This window comes from Desulfobacter postgatei 2ac9 (assembly GCF_000233695.2).
Classification (GTDB): domain Bacteria; phylum Desulfobacterota; class Desulfobacteria; order Desulfobacterales; family Desulfobacteraceae; genus Desulfobacter; species Desulfobacter postgatei.
Window position 1 is genome coordinate 3,358,531 of the sequence record NZ_CM001488.1, and the last position, 20,318, is coordinate 3,378,848.

Genomic DNA, 20,318 nt, shown 5'->3' on the forward strand with positions numbered 1-20,318 from the left:
AATTCTGATCTTTCACAAAAAAGCTCCCTTCAGTCTATTAGGAAGCCTTAACCCAATCGTTAAAGTTGTATAGAAATTAACCCGTCTCAGCGACCCTGTCAATTTATTAATCCTGTCATTAATTCGGAACTGCTTGTTATTCGCACATTTGGCTCAATTATTAAAGAATTTTGGCCGGTTAAAAACGATATTGGATACCGATACCTCCTATATACAGGGTTTTGTCGTAGGTGACTTGGGGGCGTCCCTTGGAAAAATCTGCGGGAGCTGTGGCATCCGTGTAAAAATATCCGCTAATGCCCAAGATCAGAGTAATTTGTTCCGAGATCCTGTACCTTGTGCCGACGGCAACAGCATGACAGTCAAGGGGCGGACTCATCTGCTCAATGATGCCGAAGTTTTCAGGCTTCATGTCCACGTCGATATAAAGATAACCTGCTGTCAGGGACCAGGCCGCGTTGAGATCGTATTGAAGGGCCATGGCCAATTCAAAGGAGTTGCCGTCCACGGCGTCATTTTGGGTGTCCCAGTCCGCATCCTTTTCAAAGTAGTAGGAAAATGAGGGCTTGAGTGTGAGCCTAGGGAGGACCTTCCACTCAAGACCGAGCGCCAGTACGGCCGGAAGGTCCCTGGCATAGCTCTGGCCGTCCACCCGGCCAAAGGCATTGAGAAGAATGAGTCCGAGCTGGTTTGATGTGTCAGTTTCAGTCTCCCAGTCCAGGTTGACCTGTGAGTCATACCGGATACCGATGTTGAGCTTGTCTGAGGGGTGGATGTCGATGCCGATCACCCCGCCGAAACCGTCTGCTTCCTGATCGTATCTGGCAAGGATATAGGAGCCGTTATAGGTTCCGTGGAGATCCACTTCTTTGTCGGTTCTCACGTACCTGATCCCGGCGGAAACCGAGACCATGGGGTGAAGATCGAACGAGAGGCCTGTGGTGAAGGTATAGTCATAGCTTTTGGCGTAGGCATAGGGCATGGAAAGCGCGCCCCCTGAGGGGATATAGGGTGAGAACGCACCGGCGTTCATGAGATTTTCAACGGATTCGGTGATAATGTTGCCGTTCTCATATTCGGTCTCGCCGCCGCCGCCGTTAATGGTAAAAGTGCCCCACACGGCCCATTTCTCCCGTTTGTGAACTCCGAAGGCCATGGGGGCGATCAGGTTGGGACTGGCGGTATAGGTTTCCCCGTTGAATTCATGGTCATAGTCGAAGGTAAAAGGCTGGAGATCGACTTCCAGGTAGGTCCCGTTTTTAAGCTGCATCAGGCCGGCAGGATTGTACGCTGCGGCATCCGCCCCGTCTGTTGCGGCATTGCGGCTCAAGCTGCCGACATATGCCGCTGAAAAATTTTGTTTGTTGTCAATACCGCCGCCAAACGCCGGCACGGCCGTTCCCATAATCAATACGATTAAAAACCATTTTTTCATTATCTCTTTCCCCCCGATCCTGCAGTCAATTAATTTGATTTCAACGGTTATTTAACAGCGTTTTGCCCAGTTCTATCCACTCCTGTACCCGGAAACCGATTTTTAAATTTTTAAATTTTTAAACATGATTTACGTTTTGTTTGAACGGTTGTCAACTTGAAAGCTCCCGAATTGACAAGTTCTAAGATCAGTTCTTATGCAACTGTGTCCGGCGTTGAATTTTATCGTCAGGAGAGAAGGCTTTACGAAAAAAATCGCGAACGGAATTCAGAATAGGAGTTGGACTTGTGTGAGGTCTATATCCACGGGTTTTCAGCCACGCGCAAAGAAACAGCCCCTTTAAGCGACCTTGTGGCAAAAACCTTGAATGCCAATCTGTTTTATACACGCCTTAGCGGACATGGCCGGTGATATTTTTTCCCCCGGAACAAGCGAAGAGCTGGCGGATACGATCGTTTCTTTGGTGCTGGAAGCTGATTCAAGGTTTGCAGTTTAGAATTTTTCCAAAGCCGTTGGCCGGGGTGGACGTCTGCCGTTAAAGAAATCACAGGCTTTGTAATATTGAAGGTCCTTGAGCCAGCAAGCGCCGTACTCTGGGTCTTTGGCCATTCTGGCTGCAAGGTGCCATGGTGCGCAAAAGGCTTCCATTAATGGGCCGCCAAGTTCTGTGGGGTCCCTGAAACATTCCCAGTCACAGGCCAGGCAGTATCCTGTAGGATTAATGGCATTGATGTTTAAGTCCGGAAACGCGCCTAAATTGTCAGCGCCCCTGTACCCGCATGGGTAGGTGTTTCCGTCGGTGCAGTTGACATAGAAGAAATCAATGCCGCCTCGGCAGCCGTATGGTGTGTCTGTTTTTTCGCCTGAATAGACCTTGTGGACGGTGTGCAGGCCTGCAAGGGGTGAAAAAATTCTTATTTGGGACCTGAATCGGGGGATGGTATCTGAAAGCGCTTTGAATAACAGTGCTTTTTCCGTACCCGTAAAACAGACCACCCGGTCGGCAGACGCTGCTGCATAGACAGCATTCAGGTCACCTTTATTTTCGCTGTCCGCCATGCTCATGGGGTAGCAGGCATTGGCAATGGTGAATCCCATGTTGATCACCTTGCGATAGAAGTCGGCAAATCCCTGGGCAAAGGCCTGGTAAAAGGGGGATGATTCCGGGGCGCAAAGGTCTTTTCCGCTCGGCGATGCAATGTTCCGGGGTAAGCGGTTAGCAAACCCCATCTACAAATCGTTAGCGTGCCATGAGAAGATGAGCCATCTTTTAATTAGCGGAGGTTCATCATATGTCAAAAGCAAACAAGAAAAATCAAAAGCGCACCCAATTCTGGAAGCACCATATTAAACAATGGTCTGAATCCGGCATGTCACAGAATGCATACTGTAGGCAACATGACTTAAGGCCCAACCAGTTTACATACTGGAAAAGCAAATTCAAAAACCAGACCCTTTTTCCAGAATTCGTTCAGCTCCCTTCAACACAAAGCACCCAGGTTCTAAACCTTTCTGAGCAAAAAGGATTAAGGCTGAATATAGATAACCGATTTCAGATCGAAATACCGGATGGATTTTCCCAGACAACCCTGGCCCAGGTACTCCAAGTATTGGGGAGGTGCTGATGTTTTCTCCCACCCAGAATTTAAAAATTCATATTGCACTTGGGAGCACTGATATGCGTAAATCCATTGATGGGTTATCCATACTTGTGAGTGAAACATTGAATTTAGATCCATTCTCAGGACACATGTTTGTATTCTGTAATCGGAAACAGAATATATTGAAAATCCTGTATTGGGATCGTAATGGATTCTGTCTCTGGCACAAGAGGCTGGAAAAGGATTGTTTTCAATGGCCCAAGTCAAAAAATGAGATTTTAACCATTGGCGCAAAAGAACTTTCCTGGCTAATGGACGGGCTCTCAATTCATCAGGAAAAAGCACATAAGCCATTAAAATATTCGGCTGTTTTTTGAAGAAAAAACTGTCAAAAACCGGGTGGTTATGGTATATACAACGCATGAATCAAGAGGCTTTTGCGAACATAAATGACGTTGAGAAATTAAAAGAAATAATGGCTTCTTTTGTCAGTGATTTTTCAGACAGAGAACACAATTATAAAGCCGAAATAAAAATTCTCAACGAGCAGATTAAAAGCCTTCTGGACCGACTTTTTGGCAAAAAGACAGAAAAAATTAATAAGGATGACGGTCAACGCTCCCTTTTCGATACTTTTGAACCGGATACTCCCATATTAGACGACGAGCCCGAAGAAATCAGTGTGCCTGCCCATAAGGGGAAAAAAACAGGGCGCAAGCCTTTGCCTGCAAACCTTCCACGGGTTGAAGTGATCCACGATCTGAGCGAGGAAGAAAAAACATGTGGCTGTGGTTGCATGAAATCGCGTTGTGGCCAGGAAGAATCTGAACAGCTTGAGATTATTCCGGCACAGATGAGAGTGATCAAGAATATCCGTTATAAATACGCATGTAAAAACTGTGAAGGTGTTGAAGATGACGGCCCGACAGTGTCCATTGCCAGAATGCCGGAACAAATGATCCCCAAAAGCATTGCAACCCCAGGACTTCTGGCTCATATCCTGACCGCCAAATTTGCAGATGCCTTGCCTTTCTACCGGCAGGAAAAACAGTTTCACCGAATTGGAGTAGACATTCACAGATCAAATATGTGCAATTGGGCAATAAAAGTGGCCCAGGGCTGTGAGATCCTGCTGGAATTCATGAAGGGTGAAATCCTTAACGGTCCAGTGATCAATATTGATGAAACAACTGTCCAAGTTCTGAAAGAACCGAAACGGTCAAAATGCTATATGTGGGTGTTCAAAGGAGGAACACCGGACAATCCCATTATTCTGTTCCAGTATCACCCAACTCGATCCGGGGATGTTGCCCGTAATTTTTTGAACGGCTATCAGGGTATTGTCCAAACGGATGGTTATGGCGCATATGACTTTCTTGATCATATTGAGGGAATCATTCATGTTGCCTGCTGGATACACGCACGTCGAAAGTTCATGGAGGTGGTCAAAGCTGCCGGGAATAAAGACGGCAAACCGACAGGAATCTCCGGCAAAGCCCTGAAGTACATCAGCAAATTATACAAAATAGAGAGAGAGGCCAAAGAACTTGGTTTGTCTGCTGATGGACTTTACCGGAAAAGGCAGGAACAAGCCTTGCCTATCCTTGATGAATTTAAAAAATGGTTGGATGCTCAAGTTGAGAAGGTGCCCCCCAAAAGCCTTCTTGGCAAAGCCATCAACTACACCCTTAATCAATGGCATCGGCTGGTCCTGTATACGGAAAGTGGTCTGGTAATGCCCGACAATAATGTGGTTGAAAATGCAATAAGACCCTTTGTGGTCGGTAGAAAAAATTGGTTATTTTCGTGTACATCCGAAGGCGCCAGGGCCAGTGCCTGCATTTACAGCCTAATCGAAACCGCCAAGGCCAATGGACTTGAACCTTATTGGTACCTCAAATTTCTTTTTGAAAATTTACCGGAAGCCATGACGGAAGACGAATTTAAAGCTTTGATGCCACAAAACGTGGATAAAAACTTGCTGGAAAACTATACAACACCCCGATAGGCTTAAAAAGGTGTGGTTCATACACCGCTTACGTTCCGGGTGAGTTGGGACACATTGCGGTTCAGACCCAGATTCACGGAAGGGAAAATTCCTGCATGATGAAAAAAGGGTAATGCTTTTTCCATACCCCGGACAACGCCGTTAAACCCGCGCATTTGCTCATGGATGTGCGGGACGGATGAATCCAGGCTGATCCAGAAGTTGCGCAATGGGGTATCTGCAAGTTCATCGGCAATGGCCTTTACCTTGTCTTTGAAGCCCGGATTTTCATGGTCGGCAAAAAAAAATCCGTTGCTACCTGTGCGAATATAGGGAATCCCTGCTTTTCCGGCGTGCCGGATAAGTTCGGGCAGATCCTTGCGCAGCAGCATGGGTTCCCCGCCGGTAAACGAAATGGCCTGGAATCCCTTTTCCCCTGCCGCATCAATGATTTTTTTGAGCTGATCATTGGAGAGCCGGGTTCTGTCAAATGTACTGGTTTTGCGCATGCCGCACTGGGGGCAGGTGGCATTGCACCGGTCTGTAATTTGAATAACAAGCTGGCCGGGCATCCTGCCTTTGAGGATCAGTGCGGCGGTTTTCAGTCCTGAATGGATATGGGCCATGATCATACCGCTTTTAAGAATTCTTCCATGGATACCGGGGGCTCCATCTCTTTGTAGAACTCCCAGGACTGTATAAATGCATTTTCAAATGAGCGGTTTTCCATGTATTCCCTGGCCCACCGGGACATTTGAGCGCACAACCCGGGGGCGATCACAAATTCCTGCATGGCAGATAAAAGGGCTGTGCTATCATCGCTTTTAATGATAATGCCGGTCTTACGGTCCAGCATATTTTCGCAGGGGCCGCCCAGGTCCGACACGATCACGGGCAGGCCCGAAGCCTGGGCTTCAAGCACCACATTGCCAAAAGTGTCTGTGGTGGATGGAAATACAAAGATATCTGCCGAAGCATACACCCGGCATAAGGGCTCACCGGAAAGGTACCCTGTGAAGGTCACGGGATAATTTTTGAGCATACCTTTCATTTCATCGGCATAAGGACCGTCTCCCACAACAGTGAGATGCACCTTGTCATTGGTCGCATAAAGCGTTTTGAACGCATCCACCAGAAGCGGCAGATTTTTTTCCCTGGAGACCCGGCCCACATAAAGAAATTTCAACGCATCCTCATTGACCCCGAAATTGGAAGTCAGGGTGTCGCACCGCTTTGATGGATGAAAAATTTCCGTGTTAATGCCCCGGGGCATGATGCGGATTTTTTCGGCCTTGATGCCCCGTTCGGTGAGCTCGTCAAAGGAGTTCTGACTGGAAACATAGATCTGGTCCATCTGGTCGTAATACCAGATCATGAATTTCCAGGTCAGGCCTTCGATAAAATCATCCCCGGTCAGATATTGGGCATATTGGGGAAACTGGGTATGATAGGTTGAGCTCAAGGGCAGTTTCAGGATTTTTGAAATGGCCAGGGCTGCCAAACCAATGGGGCCGGGTGTGGCGGAGTGGATATGGGTAAATCCCTGGTGGTAGCAATAATCAAGCATCTCCAGGAATGGTGGGTAATACATTTTTTGTTCCGTATATTCCGGGATCTCATAAACGCCGATGGGGGTAAAGTTTTTTACCCCGTTTCCTGTTCTTCCTGTTTGGGCATCACAGGTAATGATGGTCAGGTGTTTGTCGTTTTTCAATGCGGCTTGCACCTGCTGTTGAAGGGTCTGGGCCACACCGTTGACATCGTAAAAGGTGTCGGTAAAATGCCCAAGCTTCACCCTGGATTTAGGGGCCTGTATCCCGTTTTTGTATCCGGTAAACCGGTTAAGGACCGCCGCATTTATTTCATTGTCCTTGGCAAAGTGGACAAAAGCCAAAAAGTAGGGTGCTAAAAGAGAGTAGAGCCCGCCCACAGAGCCGATGGTCTGGAATATGTTGAACAGGTTGGCCCCGCAGGCCTGTCCTAGAAGATGGTCGCCTGTGTGGGACAAAACTTTGTTTGAGAGCTGGTTGACAAAATCGAACCATAATTTTTCCCTGTGCTGTTCCTGTTTTTCCAGGGAGGAGCCAAGGCGTATTTTGTTTGATTGGACCCTGGCGATATTCATCAGGTCCGGGTTTTCGGCAAACAGACGCTCGGTCTCCCTTCTGATCAGATCTTTTATGGAAACGAATTGGGTTGTTTCCTGGCGGTTTTTACGTTTGCTGAAGAAGGTGTAAAACTTTGATATAAGTCCGTCATCTACATTGGATACCGGCATCAGGGACTGGTCAAGAAATTTGAGCAGCTGGTCCTTGCCTGTGTGGCGCCCGAGGTTGAATCGGTTGCTGTAAAATTGGTAGGCAATGCCGTAGAGGTTGTGGGCCATGGTCTGGGGCGTGGACGGATCGGATACGGCCCGGGATTTGCCGTTAAGGATGCCGGCCATGAAATCGTCAAGATTCGTTGCATTATCCACAGCCGTGCAGGTTCTGGCGATATTTAACCCGGAGTGATCATCGGATCCGCCGGTGAGGTTTTTTTTCCATGGTGTGTCGAACAGCGGCTGGTAATCATAAATGTTTGACAGTCGTTCAATGTCCATGGGGGTGAGCTGCTTAAGCACCTGGGAAACAATTTGATTTTGTTTGTCGTTTCTTGCACCGTTGAGCTCAAAGTTTTTAAACAGTAGAAGCATCTGTTCAAAATGGTTGATGGTCAGCCGGTCATTGACGGCGTAGAGGGGATGGGCAATAATATTGAGAATGTTCTCAGCATTGAGGTAGGCCACCAGATCAAAGATATTCTTCCGAATTTTCTGGATCTCATTATGATGGGCTTCGGTAATGTTCTGGGCCAGTACATGCACCTTGCAACCATCTTCGGGAAAATAGGCGGTGATCTCCTCGGAGATATATGTGTCCGGCAGATGGGCAATTTCAAGGGCCCCGTCAATGGTGTTATGGTCGGAGATCGTCACAAGGGACATGCCCTTTGCCTTGGCTGTGTTATACACCAGCATAGGTTCCGTGAAACTTTCAGGACAACTGATTTTCTGCAGGATCCACTGGGAAGGGCGCTTGGAAAACTTGGAGTGTACATGAAGGTCTATTTTCATCATTTCCTATCCTTATTAAAGAGATGAACATCCTGTTTGTCCTATAACTTACCTAAATTATGTTACATCCCTGTGAAGACAGGATTAGAAAAATGTGAAAAGAAAAGTGGACAGACAAAATCAAATCGAACAATGGCCGCTGTCTGGACAGGCCACCGTGCCTGCCCCCTAACGAGGGCAACCAGAAACGAGCGCAACCACGGCGGGATTGCCCCCACGAAAAATGGCCGACAATAGAATCACGCCTGGCGTGTGAAAAAAACTCGCTTTTTGTTCCGCGACAGCTGACGGCAGCAAACCCGTTACCGTCAATACTCCGGGTTGTTTCAGATGCTCGGGACGGATGATCTCCCCGGCATTTTCCCGGACCGTTTTCCTGAGTTCAACTTTCATTGTCTCATCAGCGGATGCTGCCGGTTCAGCGATATTTTTGAGATAATGCAACTGGCAGAAAGCGTGTCGGGCTTCACTGATGGTGATTCTGCCGGCTAAATCCGAGTGAATCTCTTCGAAAGTACATCTGCTGGCCTGTCGTTGCCATCCGATCGTTGTAATGACGTCAAAACCATAGGTGCAATACATCGGAGCAATTTGCTGCCATTCAGAGGATCGCCACTTTTCCCCGTAATTGGTGCAACCGGGACTGTCGCACTGCTTGGGCCAATAACCGACTTCCACTGTCGATGACAGGTTTTGTACAATTTTATGTCCGCTTGAATAACGACTCAACTCCAGTTGTTCACCACACAACGGACATTGATCTAATTCGCAAATGTACATTTCCGATGTTTGAGGGTATAATGTACGGCGTGTTCTCATGGCATGTTCTCCTTTGGGAGTCTTTGTTTTTGGCAAAACATTTATTGCCATGAGAACTTCCTTTATTCAACCCTTTTCGGGGTGAGTTTTGCGGTTTTGCGAAACTAGATACAAGAAACAAGACGGCGAAGCGCCTGCGGTGCCCATTTTAGTTTCATAGGGTATTAAAAATGAATCCAGAAAACCAAAAAGGAAGAAGGATCGTGATGACAGCCATTACAAAAAATACGGGAAACAGCGGTTCCGGCCCCCCTGGAATCCCTAAGATTCCTACGGGGATCCGGGGGCTGGATGAGGTCCTTAACGGGGGCGTCCCCAAAGGCGCAATGACACTTCTCAGCGGCGGACCGGGAACAGGCAAAACCATGCTGGGGCTTGAATTCCTTGCCCGGGGGGCCATGGCCGGGCACCCCGGCATTCTGTTGACCTTCGAGGAAACGGAGCCGGCCTTGAAAAACTATGCCGCGGGGTTCGGGTGGGATCTTCCGGAGTTCGAATCCAAAGGGCTTATAGCCGTTGTATCAGCCCGTATCCAACCGGACGCCGTGCTTTCCGGCGATTTCGACCTGCGCGGCGTCATTGGCATCCTGCGGCAAAAGGCAGATACCATGAAGGCCGAACGGGTGGTTGTCGATGCCCCGGACGTGTTTCTTCGCCTTTTGGGCGACATCGCAAAAGAGCGGGCCGAACTCCATCTGTTGCACGAATGGCTACGCGAGGCCGGGATGACGGCCTTGATGACGGTCAAGCGCCGAACGGACCCGTCTTTGGCCTTGCATTATGATTTCCTTGATTACATGGCCGACTGCGTGATTCAACTGGACCAGCGGGTTCTTGAGCAGGTCACTACCCGGCGTCTGCGGGTGATCAAGTACCGCGGCGCCGCGTACGGCCGAAACGAGTATCCGTTCGGCTTCACGGACCTGGGCGTCTGGATCATTCCCGTAACCCAGGCCAGCCTGCAGCACGCCAGCCTCGGCGAAAACCTCTCCACCGGCGTGAATCAACTGGACGAGATTCTGGGCGGCGGTTACCGGCGCAACTCCTGCACACTGCTGACGGGCAATTCCGGCACCGGCAAGACCACCTTCGCCTGCGCGTTTGCCCTTTCCATGGTTTCGTTGGACGAACGCGTCCTCTACCTGGATTTCGAGGAAAGCTGGGACGCCCTGGTTTCTTGCATGCTGAGCACCAGCCTCGACCTTCGGCCGGCCAGGGAGTCCGGCAAGCTGAAATTTATTTCCCACATGCCCGAATCCCAGGGCATCGAGGAACACCTGATCCAGGCACTTCGCGCCATCGAAGCGTTTGAACCGCATCATCTGATCATCGACGCCATTTCCGCCTGCCGCCGCATGGGCTCGGAACACGCGGCTTTCGATTTCCTCATTCGCATCATCGATCATTGCAAGCAACGCGGCATCACTACGCTGCTCACCAACCTGATTTCAGCCATGGACCCGGGCCGGGAAATCACAGGCATCGATCTTTCCTCGGTTATCGATACGGTGATCGTTTTGCGCAACGTGGAAAAAAAGGGGTGCTTCGTGCGGGACCTGGGCGTCCTCAAATCACGGGGCCGCGCCCATTCGAGCCGCATTCACGAATTCCGGATCACGGACAACGGTTTTGAGATCGGCGGAAAGGAGGGGGATCATGTCAAATAAAGAGCCGGCCCGAAACCCCGGGATCCGCCGCTGTGTGGCCCGGCTTTTTGTCTGCGGTGATGCCCTCAACTCGCAAAGGGCCAGGGAAAATCTTCGGCGACTGCGGGAAACGCTTGATCACGTTGAATTCAAAGTAGCGGTCATCGATGTGAACCAGGCCCCCCAGACGGCCCTGGATCAGGGGGTTTTCGTCAATCCCGCCCTTCAGGTGCTCGAACCCGCACCGGGAATGCTGATTTACGGCGATTTGAGCGATTTAACGGCCTTGGCATCGCTGTTTCCGAAAGGGGATGCATAATGAGTACTTCGACATCACCGTCTTACGATGAGTTGAAGCGGCGCCTGGAGGCTGCGGAGTCGGCGCTGCAGGCCATCCGGGAGGGCCGTGTGGACACCATTCTGGGCGAACGCGAGGCCCTGGTGGTGCGTCTGGCAAAGGCCGAGGCCCGGGAAGCCCATCTGAAGCAGGTGCTACTCGCCATCCGCAACGTCAACCAGCTTATCGTGGTCGAGGACGACCCGCTGTGCCTGATCGAGCAGGCGTGTGGGAATCTGACCGAAACAATGGGGTATCACAACGCCTGGATTGCCCTGCTGGGTGGTGAAGCGGCCCGGGGGCTGGGGCTGCAAACCGAAGGGCCGGTGGCGGCGGCCGCGGCTGCGGGGTTCGACGGCGGGTTCGAGATCCTGCGCAAGCGCCTCGAGCGTGGGCAATTCCCGGATTGTATGGCCCGCGCGATGGAAAGCGGAGAGACGCTGGTGAAGGGCAACCCGGCGGCGGATTGTCCCGACTGCCCCCTGCACGGCCAATACGGCGGCCGGGCGGGTTTGGTGCGCCGCCTGGAAGCGGACGGCGTGACCTATGGTATCCTGACGGTCTCCGTCCCTGCCGCATACGCCCGGGACGACGAAGAACAGGATCTCTTCAACGAGGTGGCCGGTGATCTGGCCTTTGCCCTGTACAAGATCACAGCGGCGCGAAAATTGGAGGAAAACCGACAACATCTGGCTCTCGTCATCGAGGGGTCGGACGTGGGAACCTGGGAGTGGAACGTCCGGACCAATGAAACCCGCTTCAACGAGCAGTGGGCGGCCATGCTCGGATACACCATCGAGGAACTGACGCCTTACGACTATGCGACCTGGGAACGCCTGGTTCACCCGGGAGACCTTGGACAGGCGCGCCAGGCCCTGGCGGATTGCGTTGAGGGCCGGACGACCGACTACAACTGCGAGTTCCGCATGCAGCACAAGGACGGCCGCTGGGTATGGATTCTCGATCGAGGGCGCATCATGACCCGCGACGACGTGGGCAAGGCGCTATCCATGTTCGGCACGCATACCGACATTACGGATCTAAAACAGACTGAAGAATCGCTCAGACGGCAGCACGACATGCTGGCCCGCACCGAGGCCCTCGCTCATGTGGGCAGCTGGGCGTGGGAAGCCGAAGGCGACAAGGTCACCTGGTCGGAAGAACTGTTCCGCATCTTCGGACTCGAACCCAGGGAACAAGCCCCCCCATTTGCCGAGCACCAGGCTTTTTATGTCCCAGCGGATCGCGCGCGCCTGGCCAAGGCGGTTGAAAACTGCCTGCAAAACGGCGTCCCTTATGCTTTGGAAGTACGTTTCACGCGCACCGACGGACAGTTGCGTCACTGCATCGTGCGGGGAATTCCAGAGCACGGTGCCGATGGCGCGGTCAACCGTCTGTATGGCAGTCTGCATGACATCACGGAAATAAAGCGCGCGCGAGAACGCATTGCCATCCTGGGCCACATGCTCGACGAGGCCCCCGCTTCGATGTCAAGCACTATCGCAAGAACGGCTCGACGTTCCCCCTTGAGGTTCTGGCCAAACAAATCGAATGGGAAGGCCGGCGAGCCGTTCTGAGCATCGCTACGGACATTACCGAGCGCAGGCAGGCTGAAGAGGCGTTTGCCCGACAACAGCGATCCATCAAACTATCCAGTCAGATCGCCAGTGTTTTTCTGATCTCCTCCCGGAACGAGGTCTTTGCTGATGTTCTTGATGTCCTCCTGAGTGCCCTGGACAGCCGGTTCGGCTTTTTCGGGTACATTGATGAGGCCGGCGACCTGGTCTGTCCCTCCATGACGCGGGAGATCTGGGATCAATGCCAGGTGCCCGAAAAGAGCATCGTTTTTCCCCGAGCCGACTGGGGAGGGCTGTGGGGTCGGTCGCTGATGGAGAAGCAGACATTGGTCGCCAACGAAAACCTCCGGATTCCCGAAGGACATGTGGCCCTGGAGAACGCCCTGGCGACGCCCATTGTGCACCATGATAAACTGATCGGCCAGTTTGTCGTAGCCGACAAGGCGGGGGGATACAACAAGGACGACCGGGACCTTCTGGAAAGCGTGGCAGCGCAAACGGCGCCGATTCTGTTTGCCATCCAGGAAGACGCCCGCCAAAAAAAAGCGCATGAGAAACTGGAAGAGCAAATGCGCCAGGCCCAGAAAATGGAGGCCGTAGGCCGTTTGGCAGGCGGCGTGGCCCACGATTTCAACAACATGCTGGGGATTATTCTCGGGCATGCGGATATGCTCCTGGAGGAGATGGACCCGGATCAGGCATTGTATGCCGATCTTACGGAAATCAGAAAAGCCGGTGAACGCTCCGCCGATCTGACCCGGCAACTCCTGGCGTTTGCCCGCAAACAGACCGTGGCCCCCAAGGTGATCGATCTCAACAAAACCGTGGCAGGCATGCTCAACATGCTGCAGCGGCTGATCGGTGAAGATATCGATATGGCCTGGATTCCGGGCGAGAAGATGTGGCCGGTGAAAATCGATCCCGCCCAGATCGACCAGGTTCTGGCCAACCTGTGCGTCAACGCCCGGGATGCCATTGCTGATGTCGGCAAAGTGACCATCGAAACGGGCAACATTGTTTTTGACGAGGAATACTGCAAGGAACATGCTGGTTTTGTGCCTGGTGAGTATACCTTGCTGACGGTGAGTGACAACGGTTGCGGCATGAACGCCGAGACGCTTGAAAATATCTTCGAACCGTTTTTCACCACCAAGGAATCGGACAAAGGCACCGGCCTGGGCCTTGCCACGGTCTATGGTGTGGTCAAGCAAAACAATGGTTTCATCAATGTCTACAGCGAGCCGGGCCAGGGTACGACCTTCCGGATCTACCTGCCGCGCCACCGGACAAAAGAGGTCCGGTGGCCGGACAAGGAAGCGATCCGACCCGCCGCGCGCGGTCGCGAAACGATCCTGCTGGTCGAAGACGAGCCGGCCATCCTGAGAATGACAACGATGATGCTGGAGCGGACCGGTTACACGGTCCTTGCGGCCGGCACGCCGGGAGAAGCCATCGCGCTTGCCCGTGAACACGCCGGCGATATTCACCTGCTCATGACCGATGTGGTGATGCCCGAGATGAACGGTCGGGACCTGGCAAAAAACCTGCTGTCGCTTTATCCGAATCTCAAGCTATTGTTCATGTCCGGCTATACAGCGAATGTGATCGCCCACCATGGTGTATTGGATGAAGGCGTACAGTTCATTCAAAAGCCCTTCTCAAAGACGGACCTGGGCGTCAAAGTCAGAGCCGTCCTGGATCGGAAATAACGGATTCAATCCCGGTGGCCAGAGATTAATTGATCTCAGGCTTTTGATCATGTGAAAAAATGTCCCGCATTTTTTTAAAAAAAGCGGGACAATAAGATTAAAAGCGTGTCAGGAAGGGCGTGCCACAAGGACAGGAATCTTTGATTCATGAATAACCCCTTGGGCTGTGCTGCCTAAAAGGATATCATCAATACCCTGATCTCCGTGGGTGCCCATGATGATTAAGTCAAATTTTCCCTGGGTCGCCGCTTTGGTAATTTCTTCCACAGGATCACCTATTTTGACAATTATGCGGTGCTTTGATAAGGGACAGGCTGAGATTTCCCGGATCACCTTTTCCGACGTGGTTCGGATGCGTTCTTCAAGAATTTTTTCAGCATTTTTAATCGCCTCCCGGTTGAACGCCTCCTGTTTTTCAGGGTCCTTTATGGTAACACCGGCGTCTGCCGAATATTCTGCTAAAAGATCCGGGACCACGTGGATGGCCCACACCTTTGCGTTGAATTTGTTACCGATGCTACAGGCATAGCGGGCCGCATATTTTGCCGCAGGCGTGATGTCCGTGGCAAAAAGGATTTTTTTAATCTCTGCGACCATGGAAACTTGGGGTTCATCCGGGGCCTCAGATACAGGTTTTGCCACTTTTTGAGGCGCTGTTTTTGAAGGCTCTTCCTCGTCCAAAGGCGCCGGTCCAAATATTTTATCCGTCAGTTTAACATACCAGGCCGCAGATTGGACCTGAACGATATAGGCTACAGCCACTACCAGGGCCGCCGAGGCGCCTTGTTTGCCGAATGCGTTTATGGCAATGGCCAGGGCAATGGAGAGGTTGCGCATGACTGAGCCGTAAACAAGTGCAATGGCATCTCCTCTGGGCAGAAACCGTTTGCCCACAAAGCTGCTGAAGATGAAGTTGAATCCGTAAATGATCACCAAAGGGATAAGGATGTAGGCAAGCATGCTGGGGGCTGCGGCAATGGCCCGGGCCTTAAGCGCCATGGCAATGAACACAATGCCCACGACGCCGAGGGTGGAGAGCGGCGGAAATTTGGGTGCCACCAATGTCTTGAATCTCTTTTCCCCGTGTTTTTTTACCAGGGACCGGCGGGTCAGGTAACCGGCTGCCATGGGAATGAAGACAATAACCACGATCTGTTTAAAAATAGCTGCCATGTCAATTTCAATGCTTGTGCCCATGAGCATGCGGACATATAAAGGAGTGGCAATGGAGCCCAGGGTCAGACCGATAACCGTCATTTTTACGGCAGCCGCCAGGTTGCCCTTGGCAAATCCGGTCCAGGAGATGGTCATGCCCGAAGTGGGTACCAGCCCTGCCAGAAGCAGACCTAGGGCCATGTAGGGTTGGTCTTTAAAAAAGATCAGACCCGCACCATAGGCCAGGAAAGGGACTACGCCAAAGTTGATCGCCTGGGTAAGCACCTGGGCCTTCACATCTCCGCCTTCAAATACTTTCTGGATATTCAGGGTTACCATCATGGGGTAGACCATTAAAAAGGTGAAGGGAATAATCAGGGATTTTAAAAAAGCGGCATCCATAAAAATGCCGAATATGAACCCGGCCAGCATCATTGTCGGAATCGCCAGGCTCAAATTTTTACTGATTTTCTGCAGCAGTTTCCACATAATTAAATTATCCTTTTGTATTAAAGGTTAAATGAATAACGTTTCGAAATATAATACAACCAAAAATTATACCACCTGCTCAATATGAAAATAAAATTCAATTAGTATGTTGATTTCATAATGTATCTTTTTTTGTTATTTCACAAATAAATACTAAAAATGATAATATGCGTTACATTTGTAACGTATAAGGTTGCGAAGTAACGATACGCTGCGTTAACGTAAAAGTAACAACCACTGAGTCATAATGCTTTTCCGCTGCGTGAAGGACTTCAGTCCCTTGGATTAAATATTGACGACAATTCACTTACGATAGAGACTTGCCATGCCTTTTACAGCTTTGAATTTATGCCTCATATTCATCAAACTTTCCGCATTTCCTATAGCGAAAAAGTTATTTGGTGAAATTGATTTGTACAGTTTGTTTACAACTTTTTCGCTTGTTTGATTATCAAAATAGATCATTACATTTCGACACAACACAAAATCAAAATCCGTTTGTTTCATTATGTCCGAAATTAAATTGAATTTTTTAAAGGTTATCTGTTGCTGTATTTTTTTTTTGATTTTTACATGATCTTTGTATTTGCCGACGCCTTTCTGGAAGAATTTATGTAAGATCGGTTTTGGCACGTTCTTGATTTTATCATTTTTATAGATTCCCCTGGCCGCAACTTCCAAAACAGAATGGGAGATATCTGTAGCAAGAATGGTGTATGACAGCCCCAAGTTTTCTAATTGAACTGCGATGGTATACGGTTCGTCCCCTGTGGAACAGGCTGCGCACCATATCTTAAACTGTTTTTTAGCTTTTTGGGGATTTCGATTGAAATGATCGACAATATACTCAATACTTTCATTTTCCCTAAAGAAAAACGAATGATTGGTTGTCACCGTATCAATGAATTCAATAACTTCATGTTCGTTTGATTTTAAATGAGATAAGTATTCATGAATATTCATTTTGGTCAGTCGCATTCTTTTTGCAACCTTGGATTTTAATAACTCCAGCTTTCCCTCGTGCAAATTGATACCACAGATCTGGTACACAAGGGTTTTGAGTTCAATAAATTCATTTGATGTAAAGGTGACCGAATCCATTTTTATTAGATTTCCTTCCAAGGTTTAATTAAGCAAACAATTTTTGCAAAACAGAGCATGTTCGATCAGCAATCTTTAAAATATCTTCAACATAATCAACCGCGCCAATCTGCTTGGCCTCTTTGGGCATCCCATACACAACACTGGACGCCTCATCCTGGGCAATGGTTACGGCCCCTGCTTTTTTCATCTCAAGCAAACCTTCGGCCCCATCTTTTCCCATACCGGTCAAAAGGATACCCAGTGCATTTGCGCCGGCATACCTTGCAACGGATCGAAACAGAATATCAACCGCCGGCCTCTGATAATGAACAAGTGGACCGGTTTTAACCTCCACGTAATATCGGGCCCCGCTTCTTTTTAAAAGCATGTGATAATTACCCGGGGCGATAAGGACCTCTCCGTTTGTTACCGTATCTCCGTTCCGGGCTTCTTTGACGTTCACCTGACACAGTTCATTTAAGCGTTCTGCAAACGAGGTGGTAAATTGGGCAGGCATATGTTGCACCACGACCATACCGGGAGAATTTTGCGGCATGGAGGTCAATACCTTTTTAATCGCTTCGGTTCCACCAGTGGATGCCCCAATAGCAATGATCTTATTTGTCGTTTCTGCCAATGCCAGGGGTGTTTTACCCATAGATGCCCTTGATTGGTTATCCCCGCCTCGTTTTTTTAATTCCGCACCATGGACTGCCCGGATCTTTTCTGCAAGCTGCACACTCATATCACCGACCGAATAAGCCCAATTGGGTTTGGAAATTACCTCCAATGCACCAATTGACAAGGCTTCCATGGCAAGCTTACTGCCTTTTTTTGTCAAAGAACTGACAATGATCACCGGAAGTGGATAATACTTCATCAACTTTTTTAAGAAGGTGATACCGTCCATGCGGGGCATCTCGATGTCAAGCGTGAGAACGTCAGGGTTTAACTTTACAATTTTATCCCGGGCTACGTAGGGATCTGGTGCCGTATCAATAACAGTTATTCCTTTTTGTCTATTTAACTGGTCTTTGAATACTTTTCTCACAACTGCAGAATCATCGACCACCAGAACCTTGATATCGTTAGCCATTAAAAATCCTCATCCATAATCAATATATATTGACCATCAGATCTCCAATGGCCTTTGAGCAACAATGGAAAAAATGCCGTCTACATCTAAAATCAGTCCCACTTTTCCGTCAGCCAGAATCGCACCGCCGGCTATACCTTGAATATCGTTCATACTGTTGCCCAGACTTTTGATCACGTACTCGTCTTTACCCAGAAGCTCATCTATCAAGATTGCTTTTTTTTCCTCTTTTGATTCAACCACCACAACCAAACACACGTCTATGGATTTTTTGTTGTTACTGGTCCCGTAAATCTCATTCAATCGTATTAGAGGGATTAGATTGCCACGGTCTTTGACCATTTCACCTTTGCCTTTTACAGTAAAATACTCTCCCTGCCGTGGTTTGAAAGCTTTTTGAATAGCAATGGTGGGGATGACATATCTTTGATCATCCACTCCGATCAGCATACCGTCAATGATCGCAAGAGTCAGCGGCAGGCTGATAATGAATTTAGTGCCCTTTCCTTTTTTCGACGCAATGTTAAGATGGCCGCGAAATTTTTCAATACCATCTTTAACCACATCCATGCCCACCCCGCGACCGGATATGTCTGTTATCTCTTTTGCCGTGGAGAATCCCGGCTGCATGATCAGATCAAAAACCTGGGTATCGGTCATTTGCTCATCGCCTTTAATCAGTCCGGTTGATTTGGCTTTTTCCAATATCTTATCTTTGTCCAGGCCTTTGCCGTCATCTTCAATCTCAATGATAATATTCCCGCCTTTATGATAGGCGCAAAGATGTATATTGCCCTGGGCAGGCTTGCCTGTTTTTGATCGTTCAGATGTTGCTTCAATTCCATGGTCGCAGGCGTTCCTGATCATATGCACCATCGGCTCATAAAGGGCATCTACGACATTCCTGTCAATCTCAGTATCTTCCCCGGTCATGGATAAATGGATCTCTTTACCCGATTTTCGGGAAAGATCGCGGACCAGACGGATCATTTTCATAAATGTTGCCTGAATCGGGATCATACGCATGGACATGGCGATATTCTGCATATGGTTTACGATCTGTCCCAATTGGGAAACAGTCTTACTAACAATGGCATCCTCTTTAGTCTGCTGTCGGAGCATGGATTGCGCAATAACAAGTTCTCCGGCATAATCCACGAGATCATCCAGTTTCTGGGTGCTGACCCTTACTTGCACATCTATTTTCTTTTTAAGGCAAGACTGCTCCATCAGGGCTGAGGCAACCTGTTTAGGTTTCACCTTTTTTTCTTCAACCAGAATCTCCCCGAGTTTTTTTACCGAATGTTTATTTTGAATTTCAAGTGCCTGATCAAGGTCGGATTGACTTAGCTCTTTTTTACGGACAAGGATTTCCCCCAAAGGCTCTTTTTCTCCTTTGGTAAGCGATATCTGAAGTTGCTTGAGCCGACTCCTTAAAGAATCGACATCAATATCATCATCCGACTCTCTGTAGCCTGTCTGAATACCCTGCTTTACCTTGTCAAGAAGCGCCTTAAGGGTGTCTACAGACGCCAGAATGATATCTGTGACCGTATGGTTGATGATAAAATCACCACTTCGGGCACTGTCCAGCAAATTTTCGGTTGCGTGGGCAAGCGTGTTAATTTTAGTCAGGGATAAAAATCCGGCAACCCCTTTTATTGTATGAAACGGCCGGAATATGTCATTGATGATATCGGTATTCACTGGATCATGTTCCAGTTCAATCAAGGAGACCTCAATGGTATCCAGATTTTCTTGCGCCTCTGAAATAAAATCAGTAAGGATTTCCATGTCATCATCGGAAATTTTTTCAGGTGCGTTTTGAATGTTATCATTGGCGTCTTTTTTTTCGACCTGCGCTGTTTGTTCTTTAACATCTCCTGACAAATTTTCTTCCAGCATCTCAAGTACATCTGCATAATCAAATGTAAATGGTTCACCTTTTTTTAAATAACACAATATGGATTTCAACAGGGCAACGCCCTCTTCAACCGGTTTTGTATCATCAAGGTTTTTAAGGATCATCTTCTCTACATAGTTTTTGCAGCGTTTTGAAATGTCATAAAAAGTTGCAGGATCAATGCCTTTAGCAATATTGATCAGATCATCAAGATTGTTGAGCATTAGTCCCAGGTCAGGGATTTCACCTGGGCAAAAACCGGCAATCAGTATAGATAGTTCGTTTAGCTTTACCGATAGCTCGCTGTATTCGTCAGTTGATATTATGGTTTCATAAGTCATGTTTTTGTCCGGATTTTAAATTTTA

General features: G+C 49.1%; 17 protein-coding genes. 8 read left to right on the forward strand and 9 right to left on the reverse strand.

Annotation, left to right across the window (positions count from 1 at the left end; all coding sequences use genetic code 11):
* Positions 1-178 precede the first annotated feature (178 nt).
* The gene (locus tag DESPODRAFT_RS15510) at positions 179-1,435 is read right to left on the reverse strand and encodes an OmpP1/FadL family transporter (protein WP_004074661.1); all 1,257 of its coding nucleotides are present in this window, start codon (positions 1,433-1,435) and stop codon (positions 179-181) included.
* Between the two features lie 285 nt (positions 1,436-1,720).
* On the opposite strand from DESPODRAFT_RS15510, the gene DESPODRAFT_RS21520 reads away from it, so the two are divergent.
* Entirely contained in the window at positions 1,721-1,846 is a 126-nt protein-coding gene (locus DESPODRAFT_RS21520) for a hypothetical protein (RefSeq protein WP_277002391.1), read from the forward strand.
* Positions 1,847-1,927: 81 nt separating this feature from the next.
* Here the strand turns inward: DESPODRAFT_RS21520 and DESPODRAFT_RS15515 are convergent, their stop codons facing one another.
* Positions 1,928-2,665: a hypothetical protein gene (locus DESPODRAFT_RS15515; protein ID WP_216594015.1), complete on the reverse strand. Its 738-nt coding sequence runs from the start codon at positions 2,663-2,665 to the stop codon at positions 1,928-1,930.
* Positions 2,666-2,727: 62 nt separating this feature from the next.
* Here DESPODRAFT_RS15515 and tnpA point away from each other — a divergent pair, with 62 nt between their 5' ends.
* Genes tnpA through tnpC form a run of 3 tightly spaced genes read left to right on the forward strand, consistent with a single transcriptional unit; the run spans position 2,728 to position 5,044 of the window.
* Positions 2,728-3,060, forward strand: coding sequence for an IS66 family insertion sequence element accessory protein TnpA (gene tnpA, locus DESPODRAFT_RS15520; RefSeq protein WP_004070426.1), 333 nt, complete (start codon positions 2,728-2,730; stop codon positions 3,058-3,060).
* Positions 3,060-3,413 carry an IS66 family insertion sequence element accessory protein TnpB gene (tnpB, locus tag DESPODRAFT_RS15525; protein WP_004072247.1) on the forward strand — a complete coding sequence of 118 codons (354 nt, stop codon included), beginning with the start codon at positions 3,060-3,062 and terminating at the stop codon, positions 3,411-3,413. Before tnpA ends, tnpB begins: the two co-directional genes overlap by 1 nt.
* Before the next feature lie 44 nt (positions 3,414-3,457).
* Positions 3,458-5,044, forward strand: a complete 1,587-nt coding sequence (tnpC, locus tag DESPODRAFT_RS15530) for an IS66 family transposase (RefSeq protein ID WP_004072245.1) — start codon at positions 3,458-3,460, stop codon at positions 5,042-5,044.
* A 17-nt stretch (positions 5,045-5,061) separates the two neighbouring features.
* Here tnpC and DESPODRAFT_RS15535 read toward each other — a convergent pair whose 3' ends face one another.
* The 3 genes from DESPODRAFT_RS15535 to DESPODRAFT_RS15545 all read right to left on the reverse strand — a co-directional run bounded on the left by DESPODRAFT_RS15535 (position 5,062) and on the right by DESPODRAFT_RS15545 (position 9,008).
* The gene (locus DESPODRAFT_RS15535; protein WP_245531940.1) at positions 5,062-5,649 is read right to left on the reverse strand and encodes a radical SAM protein; all 588 of its coding nucleotides are present in this window, start codon (positions 5,647-5,649) and stop codon (positions 5,062-5,064) included.
* A gap of 2 nt (positions 5,650-5,651) precedes the next feature.
* Positions 5,652-8,141 (reverse strand): glycosyltransferase, encoded by a 2,490-nt coding sequence (locus DESPODRAFT_RS15540; RefSeq protein WP_004074664.1) that lies wholly within the window; start codon positions 8,139-8,141, stop codon positions 5,652-5,654.
* Between the two features lie 165 nt (positions 8,142-8,306).
* Positions 8,307-9,008 (reverse strand): hypothetical protein, encoded by a 702-nt coding sequence (locus tag DESPODRAFT_RS15545; RefSeq protein ID WP_040016039.1) that lies wholly within the window; start codon positions 9,006-9,008, stop codon positions 8,307-8,309.
* Positions 9,009-9,127: 119 nt separating this feature from the next.
* Between DESPODRAFT_RS15545 and kaiC the strand changes: the two genes are divergently transcribed.
* Genes kaiC through DESPODRAFT_RS15565 form a run of 4 tightly spaced genes read left to right on the forward strand, consistent with a single transcriptional unit; the run spans position 9,128 to position 14,226 of the window.
* Positions 9,128-10,624, forward strand: coding sequence for a circadian clock protein KaiC (kaiC, locus tag DESPODRAFT_RS15550; RefSeq protein WP_052314712.1), 1,497 nt, complete (start codon positions 9,128-9,130; stop codon positions 10,622-10,624).
* Positions 10,614-10,922, forward strand: a complete 309-nt coding sequence (locus DESPODRAFT_RS15555) for a circadian clock KaiB family protein (RefSeq protein WP_004074669.1) — start codon at positions 10,614-10,616, stop codon at positions 10,920-10,922. Before kaiC ends, DESPODRAFT_RS15555 begins: the two co-directional genes overlap by 11 nt.
* Positions 10,922-12,517 (forward strand): GAF domain-containing protein, encoded by a 1,596-nt coding sequence (locus DESPODRAFT_RS15560; RefSeq protein WP_004074672.1) that lies wholly within the window; start codon positions 10,922-10,924, stop codon positions 12,515-12,517. The genes DESPODRAFT_RS15555 and DESPODRAFT_RS15560 overlap by 1 nt, the downstream gene beginning before the upstream one ends.
* Positions 12,487-14,226, forward strand: coding sequence for an ATP-binding protein (locus DESPODRAFT_RS15565; RefSeq protein ID WP_353740122.1), 1,740 nt, complete (start codon positions 12,487-12,489; stop codon positions 14,224-14,226). The genes DESPODRAFT_RS15560 and DESPODRAFT_RS15565 overlap by 31 nt, the downstream gene beginning before the upstream one ends.
* Before the next feature lie 108 nt (positions 14,227-14,334).
* Here DESPODRAFT_RS15565 and DESPODRAFT_RS15570 read toward each other — a convergent pair whose 3' ends face one another.
* The 4 genes from DESPODRAFT_RS15570 to DESPODRAFT_RS15585 form a co-directional block, all read right to left on the reverse strand.
* Entirely contained in the window at positions 14,335-15,870 is a 1,536-nt protein-coding gene (locus tag DESPODRAFT_RS15570; RefSeq protein WP_004074676.1) for a universal stress protein, read from the reverse strand.
* 303 nt (positions 15,871-16,173) lie between these two features.
* On the reverse strand, positions 16,174-16,971 hold the full coding sequence (locus DESPODRAFT_RS15575) for a CheR family methyltransferase (protein WP_004074678.1): 798 nt from the start codon (positions 16,969-16,971) through the stop codon (positions 16,174-16,176).
* 28 nt (positions 16,972-16,999) lie between these two features.
* Entirely contained in the window at positions 17,000-18,049 is a 1,050-nt protein-coding gene (locus DESPODRAFT_RS15580; RefSeq protein ID WP_004074680.1) for a protein-glutamate methylesterase/protein-glutamine glutaminase, read from the reverse strand.
* Positions 18,050-18,085: 36 nt separating this feature from the next.
* Positions 18,086-20,293, reverse strand: coding sequence for a chemotaxis protein CheA (locus DESPODRAFT_RS15585; RefSeq protein ID WP_004074683.1), 2,208 nt, complete (start codon positions 20,291-20,293; stop codon positions 18,086-18,088).
* Between the last annotated feature and the right edge of the window lie 25 nt (positions 20,294-20,318).